Source organism: Accumulibacter sp. (assembly GCF_023806565.1).
Lineage (GTDB): Bacteria > Pseudomonadota > Gammaproteobacteria > Burkholderiales > Rhodocyclaceae > Accumulibacter.
Window position 1 is genome coordinate 1 of sequence record NZ_JAMTDV010000048.1, and the last position, 17,774, is coordinate 17,774.

Genomic DNA, 17,774 nt, shown 5'->3' on the forward strand with positions numbered 1-17,774 from the left:
GCTGGATCGCGTGCTCGACGCACGCAGCCTCGACGAGCTTTTCGGGCCGACCGCTTGCGGATAGGCGCTGGGCCGTATCGGAAAGGTCCGCTCGTGCTCTCAGCCAGCGCACACCAGCGAGCGGACCTGAAGGCAAGCGCGGCCGACTGCATCAGCGGGTGACAGCGTTTGACCGGACATCAGGTATTTCCCGAGATCGCCCTGCGTCAAGGACGCTGGCCGCCGCCTGCACGAAGCACTCGACACCGGCAAAGGAACCGCCATTGAGTCGTACGGACTTGGTGTCTCCGTACCGAATCGCGGTCGGCGGCGCGATGCCTAGCGTGCTGGCCGCCTTCTCGGCGTCGCCCCAGTCAATTTCCTCGTAGTGCATCAGGCCATCGACCGTACCGCCGGCGGAACTCATGCGCACCTGGTTGGCACCGTGACGGTAGTAAACGATGGTGTCGGAACCACGGCAAACGTAGCGCTGGAGTTCGGTGGGTTGAGGCATCCAGTGCGCACGGACGTAGGCAAATGCTACCCAACCGGTGGCAACCAGCGAAATTGCGGCAAGCCAGCGAAACCGCGGCGACGAGTGCTGGCGGCGGGCGGGCGTAGCGTCGCTCCGGGCACCCCCTGCAGGCGCCGCGGGCTCAACCGCAGCGCGCGGCCAGGCTACGTCGGGCGACTGATCGGCAGTTTCGTCGGCGGCGCCGCTTGCAGCGATCTCACTGACGGTGCGCACGCTCGCCAGCCCGGTCGCCGGCGGCACGGCGACGGGAGACGGGACTGCCGGCTGCCTGCGCCGCGGTCGCAGCGCTGCAGCCGTTGCCCGTGACTGCTCGATGATGCGACTCTCGGCAACAACGAAAACAGCCACCAGCCAGGGCACCAGTACGGTCAGGGCAGGTGCTTGCTGGCTGAGCAACGGGCTGATCAGCGGGTCGGTAACGGCGAGATCGCCGGCCAGCCAGCCGAGCAGTGCGCCTCTGCCCTGAATCAGCAGCGGGTAACGCTGCAGCAGAGTGGTGACGAACAGGCTGCCGAACATCAGTAGCGGGATGCTCAGGAGCAGGCCAAGGGCAAGAAAGGCGATCTCTCCACGAGTGGCGGCGGCGAGGCCGACGACGTTATCGAGACTCATCACCGCGTCGGCGAGGATTACCGTGCCGATCGCCGATGACAAGCGACCAGGACTGGCGACGCCCGCAACCTCCGGCGAGACTGCCGCATCCTCTTCGACGATCAGCTTGATCGCGATGGCGGCCAGTGCGGCGCCGCCGACCAGCTTCAGCAGCGGGATGGTCAGCAGCAGGCTGGCGACGCTGGTCAGCAGAAGGCGTAGCGCGATGGCACCGCCGGTGCCGATCAGCATGGCCCGGCGCATCTGCAGCGGAGGAAGCGAGCGGCAGGCGAGGGCAATCACGACGGCGTTATCGCCGCTCAGCAGGAGGTCGATGAGGAATACTTCGAGGGTCAGCCCGAAGTAGTGGAACAGGCCGTCGGAAGCCTCCATGATCAACGTTTCGGAAGCGTGCCGGGGCCGCTCCTGAAGTCGCGCAGGAACTCGGCGTCCGGCGACAGCACGACGGTCGGCCCGCTGTCGGCCAACGACTGACGGTAGGTCTGCAGCGAGCGGTAAAACCGATAGAACTGAGGGTCGCGGCCGAAGGCATCTGCGAGAAGCCGGTTTGCCTCGGCATCGGCCTGACCGTGAGCAATCTTGGCCTCGCGCTGTGCCTCCGAAAGGATCACCGTCCGCTCGCGATCGGCCTTCGACTGGATCTGTTGTGCCCACTCGAAACCCTGCGCGCGCAACTCCTTGGCTTCGCGCTGACGTTCCGATTTCATCCGGTCATAGATCGCCTGGCTGGTTTCGAGCGGCAAGTCGGCACGGTGGAAACGGATCTCGACCACCTCGACGCCGAACGCCCTTGCCTTCTCGGCGACCTCGTTGCGAATCTGCTCGACGATGCGCGGTCGTTCGTCCGAGAGCAGCGAGCGCAGCGTCACCTGGCCGAGTTCGCGCCGCAACGACGAACGGACGAGTTGCGCCAGTTGCGGCGTGGCCTGTTCGAGTGTCCGGAGCGCCTGATAAAAGCGCAGCGGATTGGCGATGCGAAAACGGGTGTAAGTCTGCACCTCAAGACGCTTCTGATCGCCGAGGATGACTTGTTCAGTCGGCGGTTCGACGGTCAGGAGCCAGGTATCGTAATAGATCGCCGAATCGGCCAGTGGCAGCTTGATCTGCAGTCCAGGTTCCGTCACTGCGTCGATCGGCGCACCGAAACGCACGATCAGTGCCTGTTGCACCTCGCTCACCACGAAAAGTGTTTCCGACAGCAGCCATAGAAGGAAGAATGCGCCGACCAGCAGCACGGTACGCCATCGTGAATTCACTTGCTCGCCTCCCTGCTTGCCGACTCCTCCTTGTCGTTCAGCGGCAGGTAAGGCACGACGCCGGAAACTCCCTTGCCCGAGGTGTCGATGATCAACCTGGAGCTTTTCTTCAGGACCTCGTCGATGCTTTCGAGGTAGAGCCGCCACGCCGTCACGTCCCTGGCCTGGGAATAGCTCTGGTAAACCGACAGGAAGCCTTTGGCATCGCCATCGGCCAGGTTCACCGCCTGTGACTTCTAGGCCTCGGCATCCTGCGCGATGCGTACCGCATCTCCGCGGGCGCGCGGGATGATGTCGTTCGCGTAGGCCTCGGCCTCGTTGCGGGCTCGCTCCTGGTCGGCGCGGGCACGCTGCACGTCGTTGAAAGCGTCGATTACGGCAGCCGGCGGATCCACTCGTTGCAACTGCACCCGGGTGATCAAAATACCCGAGTTGGCGTGATCGAGCAGGGTCTGCAACAGTTCTCGCGTCTGATCGGCGATCTGCTGGCGTTTGTCGGACATCGCAGCCTGGATCGGAGTGCGACCAATGACTTCGCGCAGCGCGCTTTCGGCGGCGACCTTGACTGCTGCCTCGGGCTTGTCGATCCGGAAGAGAAACTGTCCTGGATCCTTTATCCGCCAGAAAACGGCGCATTCGGCTTCCACGATGTTCTCGTCGCCGGTCAGCATCTGGCAATGTGCGGGTCGTCGGTCTCTTTCGCGCCGCTTTTCCGCCCATTTCCCAACTGCAGCAGGTTTGCCTGGGTAACCTTGGGCAACATTACCGACTCAATCGGATATGGCAGGTGGTAATGCAGCCCAGGGCCGGTGGTATCCGCCCACTTGCCAAAACGCAGGACGACGCCCTGCTCGTCGGGCTGCACCCGGTAAATGCCGGCGCTCACCCAGGTAATCGCCAACAAGCCGCCAAGCAGAGCAAGCCCCCGGTTGCGCGATCCCAGCAGGTGTGCGTAGTAATTGAGCCATTGCCGTCAGCGGGCAAGAGCGTTGTCGCCATCGCCGTGGGGTGCGGCGGTCGGCCTGTCCGGCAAAGGGGTCGAAGGCATCAAAGCGCTTCCGGGTAAGAATGATCGACGGTGCTGGCAGCCAGCGAGACTCCGCTAGCGACAAGACGAGGCTGACGCCCACGATCCTGCCACTTCACGTGGCAACCGGATCGATCGCCGAGATCGACTCGAACAGGCGGCATTGTCGTCGACCGAACGGCGCTGCCCGGACACGCGTCGCCCCGGCGATGCTGAACAGCGTCGTCAGGCCGCAGGTGCTGCGACATCGACCACCGGCGCACCGGTCATCGCCAGCAATTCGCTCGGCGACAGGTTGAACACCGCATGTGGATGGCCGGCAGCGGCCCAGATGCTGTCGAAGCGCAACAGGTCCCGGTCGACCAGGACGATGGTGTCCTTGCAATGCCCGATCGGACAGACGCCGCCGATCGAATAACCGGTGTGCTCCTTGACGAAGGCGGCGTTGGCCTTGCGCAGCGGCCCGACCAGCGCAGCAACCTTGTCCTCGTCGACGCGGTTGGCACCACTGGCAACGACCATCACCGCCCGGTCGTCGACGACACGGCGAAAAATGATCGATTTGGCGATTTCGGCAACGCTGCAACCGAGCCCGGCCGCGGCTTCAGCGGACGTTCTGCCGCTCGCCGGTAGGAGGACGACGGACCGCGGGTGCCCGATTTCATTCAGGAGATCCGCGACTCTGCGCGCCGCATCGGGCATTGGGTCCGCCGCTTCCATTGCTCGATCTATCGCGGCAGGATCAGGCGGAACACCGCGCCGCCTTCGTTCGCGAGCCGGATCTGCCCACGCTGACCGGCGTTCTCGTGCATTTCGGCGACGCGCCGGCCGAGGCGTAGACCCAGGCCCGTACCGTTCCTAGATACGCGTGTTGCAGTGCCTACGTGATCGAGGACAGTGTCCGGATACCCCGGGCCATCGTCGCGCACGAGGAACTCAAGGCCATCGTCGCCTTCCGCAACCTCGATCCGGACATGTGTGCGTGCATGCCGCCGGGCATTCTGCACGGCGTTGGCGAGGACCATGCGCACCAGCGCTTCGTCGTAAAACCACAGAGTCGGCGCCCGCGAACAGTCGAGCTCGACGCGGCAGGTGTCGCCTGCCGCCTGGCCATCGAGCAACTCGGCGGCGAGATCGGCCGGTGCGTGCGCATCGATGTTGAGACCGAGACTGCCGATCTCCGCACGGTAGTAGACCAGCAGCCGGGTCAGCGCATCTGCAGCCGCAATCGCGTCGCGCATTGTTTCGACATCGCCGGCCGCTTCGGCGCGACCGGCGAGTTGCGCCAGACGGTTCTTGACGTCGTGCAGGGTCAGCGCGGCAATCTCGGAAAAGCTCATGACGACACCGGCAGATTGAATTTCTGCTGCACCTTGGCGGCAATTTCGGCAATCTCGCGCAATTTCGGATGACGTCTGTCGCTGGCGAGCAGCATCTGCTGGAAGCGGCTGGCATCGTGCAGCTTGCCGGCGTCGACACCGTTCATGAAAACGTCCAGAAAGAGCGCATAGGCGGCGTTGGCGACGATCTGCAGATTGCCGGGCAGACGTTCCGCCGCCGCCCTTAGCATCGCCGACGCCGTCGCAAAGTCTCCGGCCTGCCCCTTCCTCACCGCATCGTCGTTGATCTTGATCACCTCGGCGTGGCTGCTGCGGATCAGACTCTCGGCCCGCGCGGCATCCCCGTGTGCCTGCATCATCCGGCTGATGCCGGCATGCAGGAGGGGGCGCTCCGGATTGTTTTGCAGGACATCCTTGAGCATCTGCTCGGCTTCGTCGTTCCTGCCCTGTACCAGGCAGGCCTTGGCGACGGCAAGCTTGACCATTTCCGGCATCGTCTGCGTACTTCCCTGCATGGCACGCGCCAAAGCCTGCTGCGCGAGTTCGACGTTGCCTGCCTGGTGTTGTGCGACGGCCTCGACGGCGGCGAGAAACGGCGTCTCGCCGGCCTCCTTGAAGCTCGTTCTGGCTTCCGTGATGAGTGCGATCGCCTTGCCGGCATCGCCGAGTTCGGTCCAGGCGTTGCCGAGTCTGGCGTAGTCATCGACGTCACGCAGCGGCGTATTGCGCGTCTTTTGCAGAACCGTGCTCATCGCCTGCTCGACACGACCAAAATCCGCCACATCTTCGGCGCACGCCGCGATCGCGCGATGACGAGCCAGCGCATTGGGCGACAATTCGCATGCCCGATCGAGAATGTTGAGTGCCTCGTCAACCTCCCCGGCGTCGCGATGCAGGCGCCCCAGCACATCGTAGGCAGCCAGGAAACGCGGCGTCTCGGCAACCAGATCGGTGAGCGTCCGTTTGGCCTGTTCGCCATCGCCGCTCCCCTGATATGCCCTCGCCAGGCCCAGTTTGGCCCAAGGCATCGAGCGCATTTGCAGCGCCTGCCGGTAGAAGTCGATCGCCTGCTCGAAGCGGCCGGCCATGATCAGCGCGTTTCCCTTTACGCGCAGGGCATCGACCAGGAACTTGTCGCGAGCTGCGATGATTTGGTCGCACAAAGGAATGATCTCGGACCAGCGTCCCTGGTCGTGCAACTGGTCGATGCGTGCCAGGCGCAGCTTCTTTTCCAGCAGGCGGTCGAGGCGCGAGCGGAGCGTCTCGGCGGTGAACGGTTTCAGCAGATAGTCGTCCGGCATGCACTCGGCCGCGGTAATGACCGACGCGTAGCGCTTCTCGGCCGTGATCATGACGAACACGGCCGCGCGGCTGATGATCTTGCGAGTGCGCAGGTACTCGAGGAACTGCTGCCCATCGGTGCTGCCGCCGAGGTAATAGTCGCAGAGGATGATGTCAAAGCGGCTGGACTGCAACAGCTCGAGCGCACGGCGGACGTCCGCAGCGACGTTTGCCTGATCGATGCCGAGACTGATCACCTGGCTGCGGATCGAAGTGCGCATTGCCGCGACGTCGTCGATGATCAGGATACGTTTGCCGCGGTAGGGCGAAAGGATGGCCATTGCTTGCTGGGACACGGAGGACGCATCGGATGATACCGGATTTCCACTGCCGCTGCGCCCGGGCCGCTCCGGCACTGGTGGATCGCGAAGCGTACCCCCGGTAAGATTGGCCACTCAACAAGCGCGCGGTGGAAAATGCCGGTTCCACCGCGCTTGCTGCGCCGGCCGAATGCTGCCTGCGAAGCCGTCCGCACAAACGGGGCTCCCCGGACGCGGGCGGATCACCAGCGAGGAAATCGTGCTCGATACCCCCGACGAACACCAGCAAATCCGCGACGCCGTCCGCGATCTGTGTCGCCAGTTTCCCGACGAATATTTCCGCAGGATCGACGCTGCGCGCGCGTATCCCGAAGCCTTCGTCGATGCATTGCTCGACGCCGGGTGGCTGGCAGCGATGATCCCCGAGGAATACGGTGGCTCGGGCCTGGGACTCAGCGCGGCAAGCGTGATCCTTGAGGAGATCAACCGCAGCGGCGGCAACTCCGCAGCCGTGCACGGCCAGATGTACAACATGGGAACACTCCTGCGCCACGGCAGCCGAGTACAGAAGGAGCAATACCTGCCGGCGATCGCTGCCGGCAGCCTGCGCCTGCAGTCGATGGCGGTGACCGAACCGACGGCTGGCACCGACACCACCCGCATCGGGACCACTGCCGTGAAGAAGGGTGGCCGATATCTGGTCAATGGCCAGAAGGTGTGGATCTCGCGCGTCCAGCACTCGGACCTGATGATCCTGCTGGCGCGCACGACGCCGCTCGCTGCGGTGAAAAGGAAATCGGAAGGCATGACGATCTTCCTCGTCGACCTGCGGCAGGCGATCGGCAACGGCCTGTCGGTGCAACCGATCGCGAACATGGTCAATCACGAAACCAACGAACTCTTCTTCGACAATCTCGAAATTCCCGAAGAAAATCGGATCGGCGAGGAAGGCGAGGGTTTCCGTTATCTGCTCGACGGGCTCAACGCCGAGCGCGCGCTGATCGCTGCCGAGTGCATCGGTGACGGTTACTGGTTCATCGAGCGCGCCAGCCGCTACGCCAGCGAGCGCATCGTCTTCGACCGCCCGATCGGAATGAATCAGGGAGTGCAATTCCCGATCGCCGAAGCCCTGATCGAGATCGAGGCGGCCAACCTGATGCGCTTCCGGGCGTGCGCACTCTTCGACGCGCAGCAGCCCTGCGGTGCGCAGGCCAACATGGCCAAGTACCTCGCCGCCAAGGCGTCGTGGCAAGCCGCCAACGTCTGCCTGCAGACACACGGTGGCTTCGGGTTCGCCTGCGAGTACGACGTCGAACGCAAGTTCCGCGAAACCCGGCTATACCAGGTGGCGCCAATCTCGACCAACCTGATTTTTTCGTACGTCGCCGAGCACCTGCTCGGCTTGCCGCGTTCGTTCTGAGCTGCGAAGGATCTCGCCATGCGTCCACTCGATGAGATCACCGTCATCACCCTCGAACACGCCATCGCCGCACCGTTCTGCACCCGTCAACTGGCCGACCTCGGCGCTCGCGTGATCAAGGTCGAGCGCCCGCAGGGAGGCGATTTCGCACGCGCCTACGATGAACGCGTGCTCGGCCTGGCGTCGCACTTCGTGTGGACCAACCGTGGCAAGGAAAGCCTGACGCTCGACCTCAAGCACGTGGCGGCAGCGGACATCCTGACCAGTCTGCTTGAACGCGCCGACGTGCTGGTCCAGAACCTGGCACCTGGCGCCACCGCCCGTCTCGGTCTGTCGTACGAAGTCCTGCGCGAGCGGCACCCGCAGCTGGTTGTCTGCGACATTTCCGGTTACGGCAGCGACGGACCGTACCGCGACAAGAAGGCCTACGACCTGCTCATCCAGAGCGAGTCTGGCTTCCTCTCGGTCACCGGCTCGCCCGACGCGCCGGCCAAGGCGGGTTGCTCGATCGCCGATATCGCCGCCGGCATGTACGCATACAGTCACATCCTGGCGGCGCTGCTGCAGCGCGGCCGGAGCGGGAGCGGCTGCCACATCGAGGTATCGATGTTCGAAAGCATGGTCGAGTGGATGAGTTACCCTCTGTACTACGCATTCGCCGGCGCTGCGCCACCGACACGCGCCGGCGCAGCGCACGCGACGATCTACCCCTACGGCCCATTCGCCGCAGGCGACGACCGCATGGTCATGCTCGGTGTGCAGAACGAGCGCGAGTGGCAGGCCTTCTGCAACGACGTGCTCGAACGCCCGGATCTCGCCGGAGATCCGCGTTACAGCTCCAACGCCTTGCGCAGCGCAGCCCGCGACGAACTGCAGCCACTGATCGCCGCCTGCTTCGCCCGCCTCGGCTCCGAGCAACTGATCGCCAGGCTCGACGCAGCGCAGATCGCCAACGCGCGCATGAACGAGCTGCACGATGTCTGGCAGCACCCGCAGCTTGCGGCGCGTGCGCGCTGGGCCGAAGTGACAACGCCGGCCGGCCCGATTCCTGCCCTGTTGCCACCCGGAAAAGTGGATAGTTTCACGCCGCGGATGGACGCCGTGCCTGCCCTCGGGCAGCATACCGACGCGATCCTTGGCGAACTCGGCTGGGCGCCGGCGGAGATCTGGCGACTGCGGGAAATGGGAGCCATTTGAAGCACTTGCGGAAGAGAGTGGCGAGTCCACCGGACGTCGGACAGTTGCCGCTCGGCATCCACGAAGATTGACGGCGACTGTTCGATGCGGGAGCATATCGTTCCTGCTGCTGCCTGCCGAGCAGCAATACTTCCATCCTTTCCAGCCGCAGGCCCCCTGCCTGCACCGATCGACATGACAGAAATCGTTACCCTGCCGCAGGTGAATTGGGATCAACCTCGCTCGGCGGCCGAGCAGCAAGAGGCAATCGCGGCGATCGAATCGGGAAAGGTTCTCCTGTTCCCGCAATTGGACTTCCCGCTGGCGGTCGCGGAAAGCCGGATCTGCTCTTCGGCAAGCACCGGCGATGCCAAGAACATCAGTTTCGACCCCGTCCGCCGCGTGTTGCGTGGCGGCAATACCAGCGCGGCCGAACTGAACTTGCTCGAAAGCATGATGACAAGATTTGCTGCGCTCAGCGCCACCCTCGTCGGCCATCTGTTCCCGCGCTATGTGCCGTCCCTGCAACAGGCGCGAACCAGCTTCCGTCCAGTCGAGATCGCGGGACGGCCTAGCTCCTGGCGCAAGGACGACACGCGCCTGCACGTAGACAGCTTTCCGTCGTCACCGACGCAGGGGCGACGAATCCTGCGCCTTTTCAGCAACGTCAATCCGGCGGGTCGCGGCCGAATGTGGCGACTCGGCGAACCCTTCGAGGAAGTCGCACGGCGCTATGTGCCGTCGATCCCCAAACCCGTGCGCGGCGTCAGCCGCACGCTCGAGGCGCTTGGCATCACCAAGACCCGCCGCAGCGAGTACGATCACTACATGCTTTCCCTGCATGACCGGATGAAGGCGGATTTGCCGTACCAGTCGGCTGCGAAGCAGCAGCGGCACGAGTTCCCGGCCGGCAGTACCTGGCTGGTCTACACGGATCAGGTGTCGCACGCGGCGATGAGCGGACAGTACTTGTTGGAGCAGACATTTCATTTGCCGGTCGACGCCATGCTCGACCCGTCGCAGTCGCCACTTCGGATACTGGAACGGTTGCTCGGCCGGAGGCTGACCTGACCTCTGGGCACTGACGAACTTGCCACCCGCACGCAGCTGCCGCACGTTCGCACGCCGGTTGCGGCAGACGGCTTGTGAGGATACCGTCGCGAGCAGGCGAGCCGCCCTGCGCCAAGCGATCACGATGGACAAGAAACCCGCTGGCACGGGGTATTCGTGCTGTGCGTACGGTGCGGTGGCGGCCTCAAGGCAGCCTGCCGGCGCCGAGCATACGGTTGAAAAGGACGCCCGGTGACAGCCACACGACTTCGTCGTCGAAGCTGGTGGTTTGCGTCTTGCTGACTACGTTTATCGTGGGCACCCCGGCATTCGTCCAGATGTTGGCCGCTTCGTCCACGTCGGCGCCTGCAGGCAACCGCGTCCCCTGCGGCGTGTAAGCGCCATTGCCATTCTTTCCGTGCGAAATCACCACTGCCGGTACGTCGCTGCCGATTTTGCCTCCGCCCCCTGCCAAGGAGGACCAGACCTGCAGGTCACCGCGCGAGGACAGCAGGAACGCGGCGTTCTGGGACGCCTGCACGTGTTGCGCGAACACCGCCGTCACCCGGTACGAATAGCGGCGACCCCATGCGTCGGTCTCGGGAACTCCCAGCGTCGCCCAAGGCAGGACACCAACGGTGGAGACGCAATCCCCAATACCACTTCGCGCCTCGATTCCGGCGCCAGCGACACCGGTTGCGGTCGTCGCCGGCGCCGGACACGGCAGGCGACCGTTGCTTGCTGCAAAGCCGAGCAGCGCCTCGCGAGCTTCTGCCAGCGACTTGCGCGTGTCATCGGTATTGCGCATGTCCATTTGTGCAGACAGGGGAACGATGAGACCGCCGAGCAGCAGCGAGACGATGACCAGAACCACTGCCAGTTCGGTGAGGGTGAACCCCTTGGCACGCGGCATTCGCTCATGCCAACCGTTCACGGCAGGCACCTGACGAGATCGGTGCTCGCACTGCCTGCGCTGAAGTCCCCGGAACTGCCACCGAAGGCCGTGGCCGAGGTGGTGGGAACGCGAAAGGAAGCGAGGTTGAGGCCCTCCAGATAGTTGCTCGGGTCGGTCTTTTCAGCAACCGTCTGGCGCCGCTGGGCTGCGGTCTTCCGGCCCGCGAATATCAGCACGCGACTGCACGCGAGCGACGTTTGCACGCCATTCACCGTGATCCGCGACGGTTGCGATAGCTGGGTAAGGAACAACATTTCTTTCCAGTTCTTGCAAAAATTGGGATTGGGTGCCGAAGTGCAGGCAATGTTATCGCTTCCCTTGCTGCCCGACACGGCGATGCTGCGCAGGTGATCCATGAAAGCCGGCGAAGCGAGCAGATCGTGTACGGCGAGCACGAAATCGCTGCGTCGGATCAAGATGTTGAAGATGTCGTCGACGGTGACGTAGAGAAAGCGATCGTTGTAGTGATCGCTACTTGCGACGACGAAGGCCTTGTTGCCGCTGCTCGCGGCAACGCGATTGTTGGTGCTGCCGGCGAAGTAATTGACCTGGCCAGCGAGGGCATTCGCTGCAGCGAAGGGATCGAGATAATTGCGCGCGTCGTAGTTGCCTCCGCATGCCGCGTAAGCCGCGTCGGCCAGCGTACGCCGCTGCCCGTCGAGCGCCGGTCCGGGCGCGACGAGCAGTGCTGCGACGCTGTTCGCAAGCGGGACTCCCGCCTCATTGACGACATCGATCTGGCCCTGCGTATCCCAATTCAGCGGATCGGTTTTCCAGGCGTCGTTCTTGAAGCGACCGGACACGACGTACCACAGGCACTCCCCCTGCGCATCACGCAGCGCCGCCGTGCGTAGCGTCTGCCAGGGGAATTTGCCGATCACCGACAGGTCCTTTCCGTCACCGGCAAAGGTGAGTGCGGACTCTCCCTCGGTGAGCGTTCCGGCGCGGAAGCCCAAGTCCGGCAGGCGCAGATACCCCGCTTCGGCGAGCAGGGGCTGGCCAGTCGCGTCGCCGATCAGTGCGTCACGGGCCTCGGCCAGGGCAAGCGATGCATCCTGCTGACGCGCCATCTGCAACTGCCTGGCATTCAATTGACCGAACATCAGGTACAGGCCCCAGAGGCTGAGCAAAGCGACCATGACGAGCAGCGCAACTCCGCTCTGCCGCCTGCTGCTCCCGACTGCGATGCTCCTCATGCCGGGAAATTTCCCGCCGGCGCAGGGGTCACGGCCGGCGTGGCAGACTGGGGTACCGCCGGCGGACGACGCATCGCCTACCTGGACGACCTGGGTGCAGATTGCACGCGTAACTGGCCGCCGTCGAGCAGATCGTGCGTTTGTCCGGTATCGCGGTCGATGGTATCGCCAACCCGGGCGCTGACCGCAGGCGAACCGTCAGCACGCACGACCACCCGCGCAGGATTTCCCCGCCCCGGTGTCACCTGCAGGTCGCTCCCGCCTTCCTTTCCGTGTTGCGGGTTGCGGTTGATCCAGACAGTGGACTGCCCGCCGCTGCGGGTAACCACACCGTCTATGGTCAAGCCCGGTTCGGCGTTGATCTGCTGTCTGTCGAGCGTGTTGCTTTCCCGCTGGCGATCGAGTTGCTGCCGACGCTCCGGGGTGAAGAACAGGCGACCGAGCACGTCGTCGGCAGCGCTTGCCGACCAGGCTTCGAGCAGCAGCCAGATGGCGAGGGCAGGAACGGCAGCATTCCTGCGAGGACACGAGAAGGCGTTCATCCGCTGACTTTCCCCGCTAGTTGTGGACCGCTCCGCGCAGCGTCAGCCAGTCGATCTCGCAATCGGCCTGCAGATTGGCCCAGTCACCGGCACGCTCGCCGGCAGCGGGAGGCAGCCGTTCAACGTTGCAGCCCCTGATCCGAATCAGCGCTTTCGCCTCGCGGCGGAGGTCGCCGAGCAAGCGCGTGAGATCCTCTTCGTGGAGCAGTTTCATTTGTACTTTCATGCTGCTGACCGAAAACACAAAATCCCCCGCTGCGCCAGCCTCGAGCAGGCGCTGGGGTGCAATTTCGTAGCGCAGATCGAGCAGACGACGCGTGTCGCGAATCGCTTCGAGCAGCTCGACCCAGTCGAGACGCTGCTCCTCGCCGATCACACCGCGCTCCTGCAACTGATAGAACAGGAGAGAGTCCCGCCTGATCTCGATCTCCTCGCTACGCATCCGCTGCAGCCTTTCCTCCACTTCGCCGCGCTGCGTGGTGGCGGCAAGCCTGGCATGCTCGGCGCTCTCCTTGCCCTGATGCGCGAAATAGAGCAGCACGCCGCCGCCGGCGAACATCAGGACGGCCGCCATGACGCTTGACCGAAGTCGGTGAAGATCGGTCAGACTCAGTTTCACGTAGCGATCGTCCGGCGAATCCGCAGCTTGAAGGAGGGCAGTCGACCGTCTTCGGCGCCGACGTCGCCTCCCTGGACCAGCTTTCCGGACTCGATGTCGAAAGGTTGCTGCAGTACCTCGACAGTAAGTGAGGGATTGCGCTGCAGGGCGGCGAGCAGCCGGTTGAAGGCCGCCAGCACCTGCCGCCGGTTGCTGCTGCTCGCGCCGACTCGCAGCGTGCCGCGCACGATGGCCAGTTCGCCCTCCGAACTTGGCAGCTCGCTATGTTGCAGCTCACCGGGGACGGCCTCTCCGGGCGTCGGCGAGGTCATCCGCCAGTCGATTCCGTCGACTTCGACCGATGGTTCCCCTTGCAGTGCCTGGCTGATTTCGCGCCACAAGAGGTCGGGCGAGCGACTTCCTTTTTCAAGTTCGAGGTAGCGGTTGATCAGCAGACGCAGATTCTCGCTGGTGGTCGGGATTGGCGGGAAAGTTCGGAGGATTGCATCGTAGCGCTGCTGCGCCAGGAAGGTCTCGCGATTGACTGCTTCGACCTCGTCGTCGAGCTGCTTCGCCTGATACCAGTCGTTCCCCGCGTACAGCAGGCACGTCAGCAGCACGCTTGCGGCTACCCCATGCAGCAGTGAGCGGACGCGCCGGAGATGGTAAGCGTGGCGAAGTGAGTCACTGGCGAACTGGGTCCGCGGCCGATCGGTCGCCAGCAATTGGAGAAACAGCAATTCGCAACGCGTGTCCGGCGGGGGCGTCCTGACCCGGCACCGCTGCGCGCACTGCTCGATGTCGAGAATGACGAACGACAAGGTGTCCTGGGTTACGCAAATGCTGCGCACCGCTTCCCTGGCGCTGGCATGCACGAGAAGATACGCAGTGATCGGCTGCTGGCGACCGATCAGGCGCTGACTGATCAAATACTGCTGCAGCTTGCGTGCTTCGCTGGCAAAGGCTCGAGCCATGCTGCCAGCGCTGTCGTCCTGCAGCACGCTGAGGCGGCTGAACTGCAACTCGCCCTTTTCGAGATAGCTCTGCCGAATGCTCTGGTCCTGAACCGTCAGCAACAGGCAGCGCTCGTCCGTGATGGCCAACCTTCTGACCAGCAAGGGCTGCAGCAGGGGCAACGAGTAGATGCCGGTCAATGCTGCCTCGGTACTGGCCAGCGCCTGCAGCCAGGGGGAAAAGGTTTCGTTGCCGGTGAGCGCGGCGAGCAGGACACGCTCGTTCTTGCGTCGGGATTGTTCGTGTCCGAGCGAACTGGAAGCAGTCAGAATGGCATTGAAGAACTGTTGTCCGAGCTTGCGTGCGATGACCGCGCGGCGATCGGCACCACGCAGGAGCGGAATCGTTTCGACCTGAAATCCCTCATCGGCAACATTGGCGAGGATCGTGAAAATGCACTTCGGGTTTGCCTCCAGATATTCGACAAACCTGCCGCTGTCGCCGGCAGCGAAGGCGCCGTCTTCGCTGAGAACGCCGGCACGCCAGCGGAATGCTGTCGTCTGCTGCGCGTTGAGATAGAGGAAACAGCGGACGGACATCGGCCACACCGGATTTCAGGTCTTGATCCGGCTGATCACGTCATATACCGGGCCGAGAACGGACAGCATGATCCAGCCCAGCACTCCTCCCATCAGGACGGTCAACAGCGGTTCGATCAGTTGCTGCATCTTTTGCACCGACTCCTTGACGTCACGATTGTAGAAGTAGCTGACGTTATGCAGCGCGTCATCGAGTGCGCCGGTGTTCTCGCCGACACGCAACATGCGGATCACCAATGGTGGAAAGAAGCCGGTGCTGTGGAAAGCGGCAGTGACGTTCTGTCCGTCACCGATCAGTTGTTCGACGCGTTCGAGACCCCGACGAATGACCAGGTTGCCGACCACGTCCTGCGTCGTCCGGATCGATTCGAGAATGGGTATGCCGGAGGCGTAGAGCAGGGCGAAGGTATTGGCAAATCGGGAAAGAATGATCTTTCTCAGGATGTCGCCAAACAGCGGCAGCTTCAGCTTGCAGCGATCAAAGCGGTAGCGCGCCAACGGATTGTCGCGCAGCAACAGACTCAGACCCAACACTGCGATCGCCGGCAACAACAGCAGCAGATACCAGTAGGCGATCATCAGATCGGAAACCAGGAACAGGATCTGGGTCTGCAGCGGCAGCTCCTGTCCCATGTTCCTGACGAACATCTTGAGTTGCGGAACCAGGTAGATCATCAGGAAGAAACTGGCAGCGAGAACGACCGCTCCGACGAACGCGGGGTAGGCGATCATCTTCTTTGTCTGCGACGAAAGTTCGTCTTCCCATTTGAGCGTTTCATTGAGGCTGTGCAGAACCTCCGGCAGATTCCCGGTCGCTTCGCCAGCGCGGATCAGGCTGACAAAAACCGTGTCGAAAACCTCCTGATGGCTTTCCATCGCCTGCGACAGGGTTTGGCCGCCTTCGATCGACTCGATCAGGCTGGCCACTACGTCACGGAAGCTTGGGTGTTCGAGGGTCTCGCGCAGGTCGCTCAAGCCCTCGAGCATGGGCACGCCGGCGCGCAGCAGTTGTTGCAAATGGAAGCAGAAATGAATGATTTCCCGCCGCGGAACGGCGGCGGTAGCGAAGCGCCGCCGCTTGCCAAGCGGGTCACCGCTGACGAGGTCAAGTTCCATGCGCCGGAGCCGCATCTCGAGGTCGACGAGATTGACGGCTTCCGTGTTGCCAATCACCGTTTTTCCTTCGGGGCTGACCGCCTTGTACGAATAAAGCGGCACTGGCGCTACATCCGGTCGGTCAGATCGACGACGCGGCCGACTTCGTCGAGAGAGGTTGAACCATCGAGCACGCGCCGCAGGCCATCATCAGCGAGCGTGGAGAAGCCCTGCCGGTCAGCCAGTTGCCGCATTTCGCGGAGCGTACTGCGGCGGGCGATCAGTTCGTCCATCTCGCCGTTGATGCGCAGAAGTTCCATGATCGCCAGACGCCCGCGATAGCCCTGGAACTCGCAACGATCACAGCCTCCCCGACGGTAGATCACCGGCCGCGATCCTTCGTCTTCGCCGCCCAACAGGCGAAGCTCATGCGCTTCCGCCTGGTAGGGGACCTTGCAGTGCACACAAAGGCGCCGCACGAGTCTTTGCGCGACGATGCCGATGATGTTGCCGGCCATGATGTCCGGCAATATGCCGATGTCCAGCAGACGAGGGATCACGCCGATCGCCGAACTGGTGTGCAGCGTCGAATACACCTGATGCCCGGTCATCGCTGCACGCAAGGCCATCGCGGCGGTTTCGGCATCGCGCACTTCCCCCACCAGGATGATATCCGGGTCCTGACGCATCATCGAACGGATGCCGTTGGCGAAATCGAGCTTCAGCGAGTCGGCCGCCGAAGTCTGCCGCACCAGGGGCATCGGATACTCGACCGGGTCCTCGAGAGTCATGATGTTCACGCCCTCGGAGTTGATGTGATTGAGCACCGAATACAGGGTTGTGGTCTTGCCGCTGCCGGTCGGTCCGGTCACGAAGATGATCCCTTCAGGACGGGCGATCATCAACTCCAGCTGTTGCAGTTGTCGTTCCGCGAGACCGAGTCCGGCAAGCGGTACGATCCCCTTCTGCCGGTCGAGAATACGCAGGACGATGTTCTCGCCGTGAATCGTCGGCTGTACCGAAACGCGGAAATCGACCTGACGGCCGCGCATGTTGAGCGCAATGCGGCCATCCTGTGGCGCGCGCGTTTCGGCGATGTTCATTCCCGATAGCACCTTGATGCGCACTGCCATGGCCGGCCAGTAGGTCTTGTGCAGTGACCTTACCTGTCGCAGCATGCCATCGATGCGGTAACGGATGCGCAGAAAGCTGGCCTCCGGCTCGAAATGGATATCGGAAGAGTCGCGCTTGACGGCATCGGTGAGGATCGAATCGATCAGACGGACGACCGGCTGACTGTATTCGTCTGCCGATTGCAGGCCACGGAAATCGATTTCCCCGGTTTCGATTTCGTGCAGAATGCCGTCGATCGATAGCTCATGACCGTAGCACTGGTCGATTCCGCGATCGATGTCGGTTTCGCCGGCAAGCAGCGTCTCGATCTCGATTTCGTCGCCGGCGAGGCCGCGTATCCTGTCCAGAGCTACGATGTCGTTGCTGTCCGCGACAGCGATCGTCAGACGTCGGTTTCGTGCGTCGTAATCCAGCGGCAGCAGATGGTGGCGTTTCGCCAGATCGCGCGGAACGAGCTTCAATGCCGAAGGATCGATGATCGCGCTCGACAGGTCCACGCTCTGCTTGCCGAGGCTTTCGGAGAGCGCGTCGCGCAGCGTCGCCTCCGACACGAAGCCGAGCGAAACCAGCAGCTTGCCAATCGGCTGGTTGGATTTCAGCTGCTCGCGCAGGGCAATGCGCAACTGATCCTCGCTGAGGATGCCCTTGCTGATCAGTATCTGGCCAAGTGGCCTGGAGTGGGTATCGGTCGGAGCGTTCATGGTT

Annotated in this window: 18 protein-coding genes; 3 read left to right on the forward strand and 15 right to left on the reverse strand. The window is 63.3% G+C overall.

Annotated elements, in window-relative coordinates; genetic code table 11:
• Positions 1–151: 151 nt before the first annotated feature.
• The 8 genes from NFV80_RS05455 to NFV80_RS05490 form a co-directional block, all read right to left on the reverse strand.
• Positions 152–1,498, reverse strand: a complete 1,347-nt coding sequence (locus tag NFV80_RS05455) for a YjbE family putative metal transport protein (RefSeq protein ID WP_295326890.1) — start codon at positions 1,496–1,498, stop codon at positions 152–154.
• A gap of 2 nt (positions 1,499–1,500) precedes the next feature.
• Positions 1,501–2,382 carry a protease modulator HflC gene (locus NFV80_RS05460; RefSeq protein WP_295326892.1) on the reverse strand — a complete coding sequence of 294 codons (882 nt, stop codon included), beginning with the start codon at positions 2,380–2,382 and terminating at the stop codon, positions 1,501–1,503.
• Entirely contained in the window at positions 2,379–2,606 is a 228-nt protein-coding gene (locus tag NFV80_RS05465; RefSeq protein WP_295326894.1) for a hypothetical protein, read from the reverse strand. The genes NFV80_RS05460 and NFV80_RS05465 overlap by 4 nt, the downstream gene beginning before the upstream one ends.
• Before the next feature lie 12 nt (positions 2,607–2,618).
• Complete coding sequence (locus NFV80_RS05470) at positions 2,619–3,053, reverse strand: protease modulator HflK (protein ID WP_295326896.1); 435 nt, start codon at positions 3,051–3,053, stop codon at positions 2,619–2,621.
• Positions 3,047–3,268, reverse strand: a complete 222-nt coding sequence (locus tag NFV80_RS05475) for a hypothetical protein (protein ID WP_295326898.1) — start codon at positions 3,266–3,268, stop codon at positions 3,047–3,049. The genes NFV80_RS05470 and NFV80_RS05475 overlap by 7 nt, the downstream gene beginning before the upstream one ends.
• 366 nt (positions 3,269–3,634) lie before the next feature.
• Positions 3,635–4,111, reverse strand: coding sequence for a YbaK/EbsC family protein (locus tag NFV80_RS05480; protein ID WP_366143410.1), 477 nt, complete (start codon positions 4,109–4,111; stop codon positions 3,635–3,637).
• 26 nt (positions 4,112–4,137) lie between these two features.
• The gene (locus NFV80_RS05485) at positions 4,138–4,749 is read right to left on the reverse strand and encodes an ATP-binding protein (protein WP_295326901.1); all 612 of its coding nucleotides are present in this window, start codon (positions 4,747–4,749) and stop codon (positions 4,138–4,140) included.
• Positions 4,746–6,386, reverse strand: coding sequence for a tetratricopeptide repeat-containing response regulator (locus NFV80_RS05490; RefSeq protein ID WP_295326903.1), 1,641 nt, complete (start codon positions 6,384–6,386; stop codon positions 4,746–4,748). Before NFV80_RS05490 ends, NFV80_RS05485 begins: the two co-directional genes overlap by 4 nt.
• A 223-nt stretch (positions 6,387–6,609) precedes the next feature.
• On the opposite strand from NFV80_RS05490, the gene NFV80_RS05495 reads away from it, so the two are divergent.
• The 3 genes from NFV80_RS05495 (at position 6,610) to NFV80_RS05505 (ending at position 10,017) form a co-directional block, all read left to right on the forward strand.
• Positions 6,610–7,770, forward strand: a complete 1,161-nt coding sequence (locus NFV80_RS05495; RefSeq protein ID WP_295326950.1) for an acyl-CoA dehydrogenase family protein — start codon at positions 6,610–6,612, stop codon at positions 7,768–7,770.
• Between the two features lie 18 nt (positions 7,771–7,788).
• The gene (locus NFV80_RS05500; protein WP_295326905.1) at positions 7,789–8,967 is read left to right on the forward strand and encodes a CaiB/BaiF CoA-transferase family protein; all 1,179 of its coding nucleotides are present in this window, start codon (positions 7,789–7,791) and stop codon (positions 8,965–8,967) included.
• 174 nt (positions 8,968–9,141) lie between these two features.
• Complete coding sequence (locus NFV80_RS05505; RefSeq protein ID WP_295326907.1) at positions 9,142–10,017, forward strand: Kdo hydroxylase family protein; 876 nt, start codon at positions 9,142–9,144, stop codon at positions 10,015–10,017.
• Positions 10,018–10,201: 184 nt separating this feature from the next.
• Here NFV80_RS05505 and NFV80_RS05510 read toward each other — a convergent pair whose 3' ends face one another.
• From NFV80_RS05510 to NFV80_RS05540, 7 genes are all read right to left on the reverse strand, one after another.
• Entirely contained in the window at positions 10,202–10,909 is a 708-nt protein-coding gene (locus NFV80_RS05510) for a prepilin-type N-terminal cleavage/methylation domain-containing protein (RefSeq protein ID WP_295326910.1), read from the reverse strand.
• Positions 10,910–10,926: 17 nt separating this feature from the next.
• On the reverse strand, positions 10,927–12,147 hold the full coding sequence (locus NFV80_RS05515; protein WP_295326912.1) for a hypothetical protein: 1,221 nt from the start codon (positions 12,145–12,147) through the stop codon (positions 10,927–10,929).
• A 77-nt stretch (positions 12,148–12,224) separates the two neighbouring features.
• Positions 12,225–12,689: a hypothetical protein gene (locus tag NFV80_RS05520; protein WP_295326914.1), complete on the reverse strand. Its 465-nt coding sequence runs from the start codon at positions 12,687–12,689 to the stop codon at positions 12,225–12,227.
• A gap of 16 nt (positions 12,690–12,705) precedes the next feature.
• A complete protein-coding gene (locus NFV80_RS05525) occupies positions 12,706–13,263 on the reverse strand; it encodes a hypothetical protein (RefSeq protein WP_295326917.1) in 558 nt (185 codons plus the stop codon).
• Positions 13,264–13,304: 41 nt separating this feature from the next.
• Positions 13,305–14,840: a hypothetical protein gene (locus tag NFV80_RS05530; protein ID WP_295326919.1), complete on the reverse strand. Its 1,536-nt coding sequence runs from the start codon at positions 14,838–14,840 to the stop codon at positions 13,305–13,307.
• Between the two features lie 15 nt (positions 14,841–14,855).
• Positions 14,856–16,058 (reverse strand): type II secretion system F family protein, encoded by a 1,203-nt coding sequence (locus tag NFV80_RS05535; protein WP_295326921.1) that lies wholly within the window; start codon positions 16,056–16,058, stop codon positions 14,856–14,858.
• 5 nt (positions 16,059–16,063) lie between these two features.
• Complete coding sequence (locus NFV80_RS05540) at positions 16,064–17,770, reverse strand: type II/IV secretion system protein (protein WP_295326923.1); 1,707 nt, start codon at positions 17,768–17,770, stop codon at positions 16,064–16,066.
• Positions 17,771–17,774: the final 4 nt, after the last annotated feature.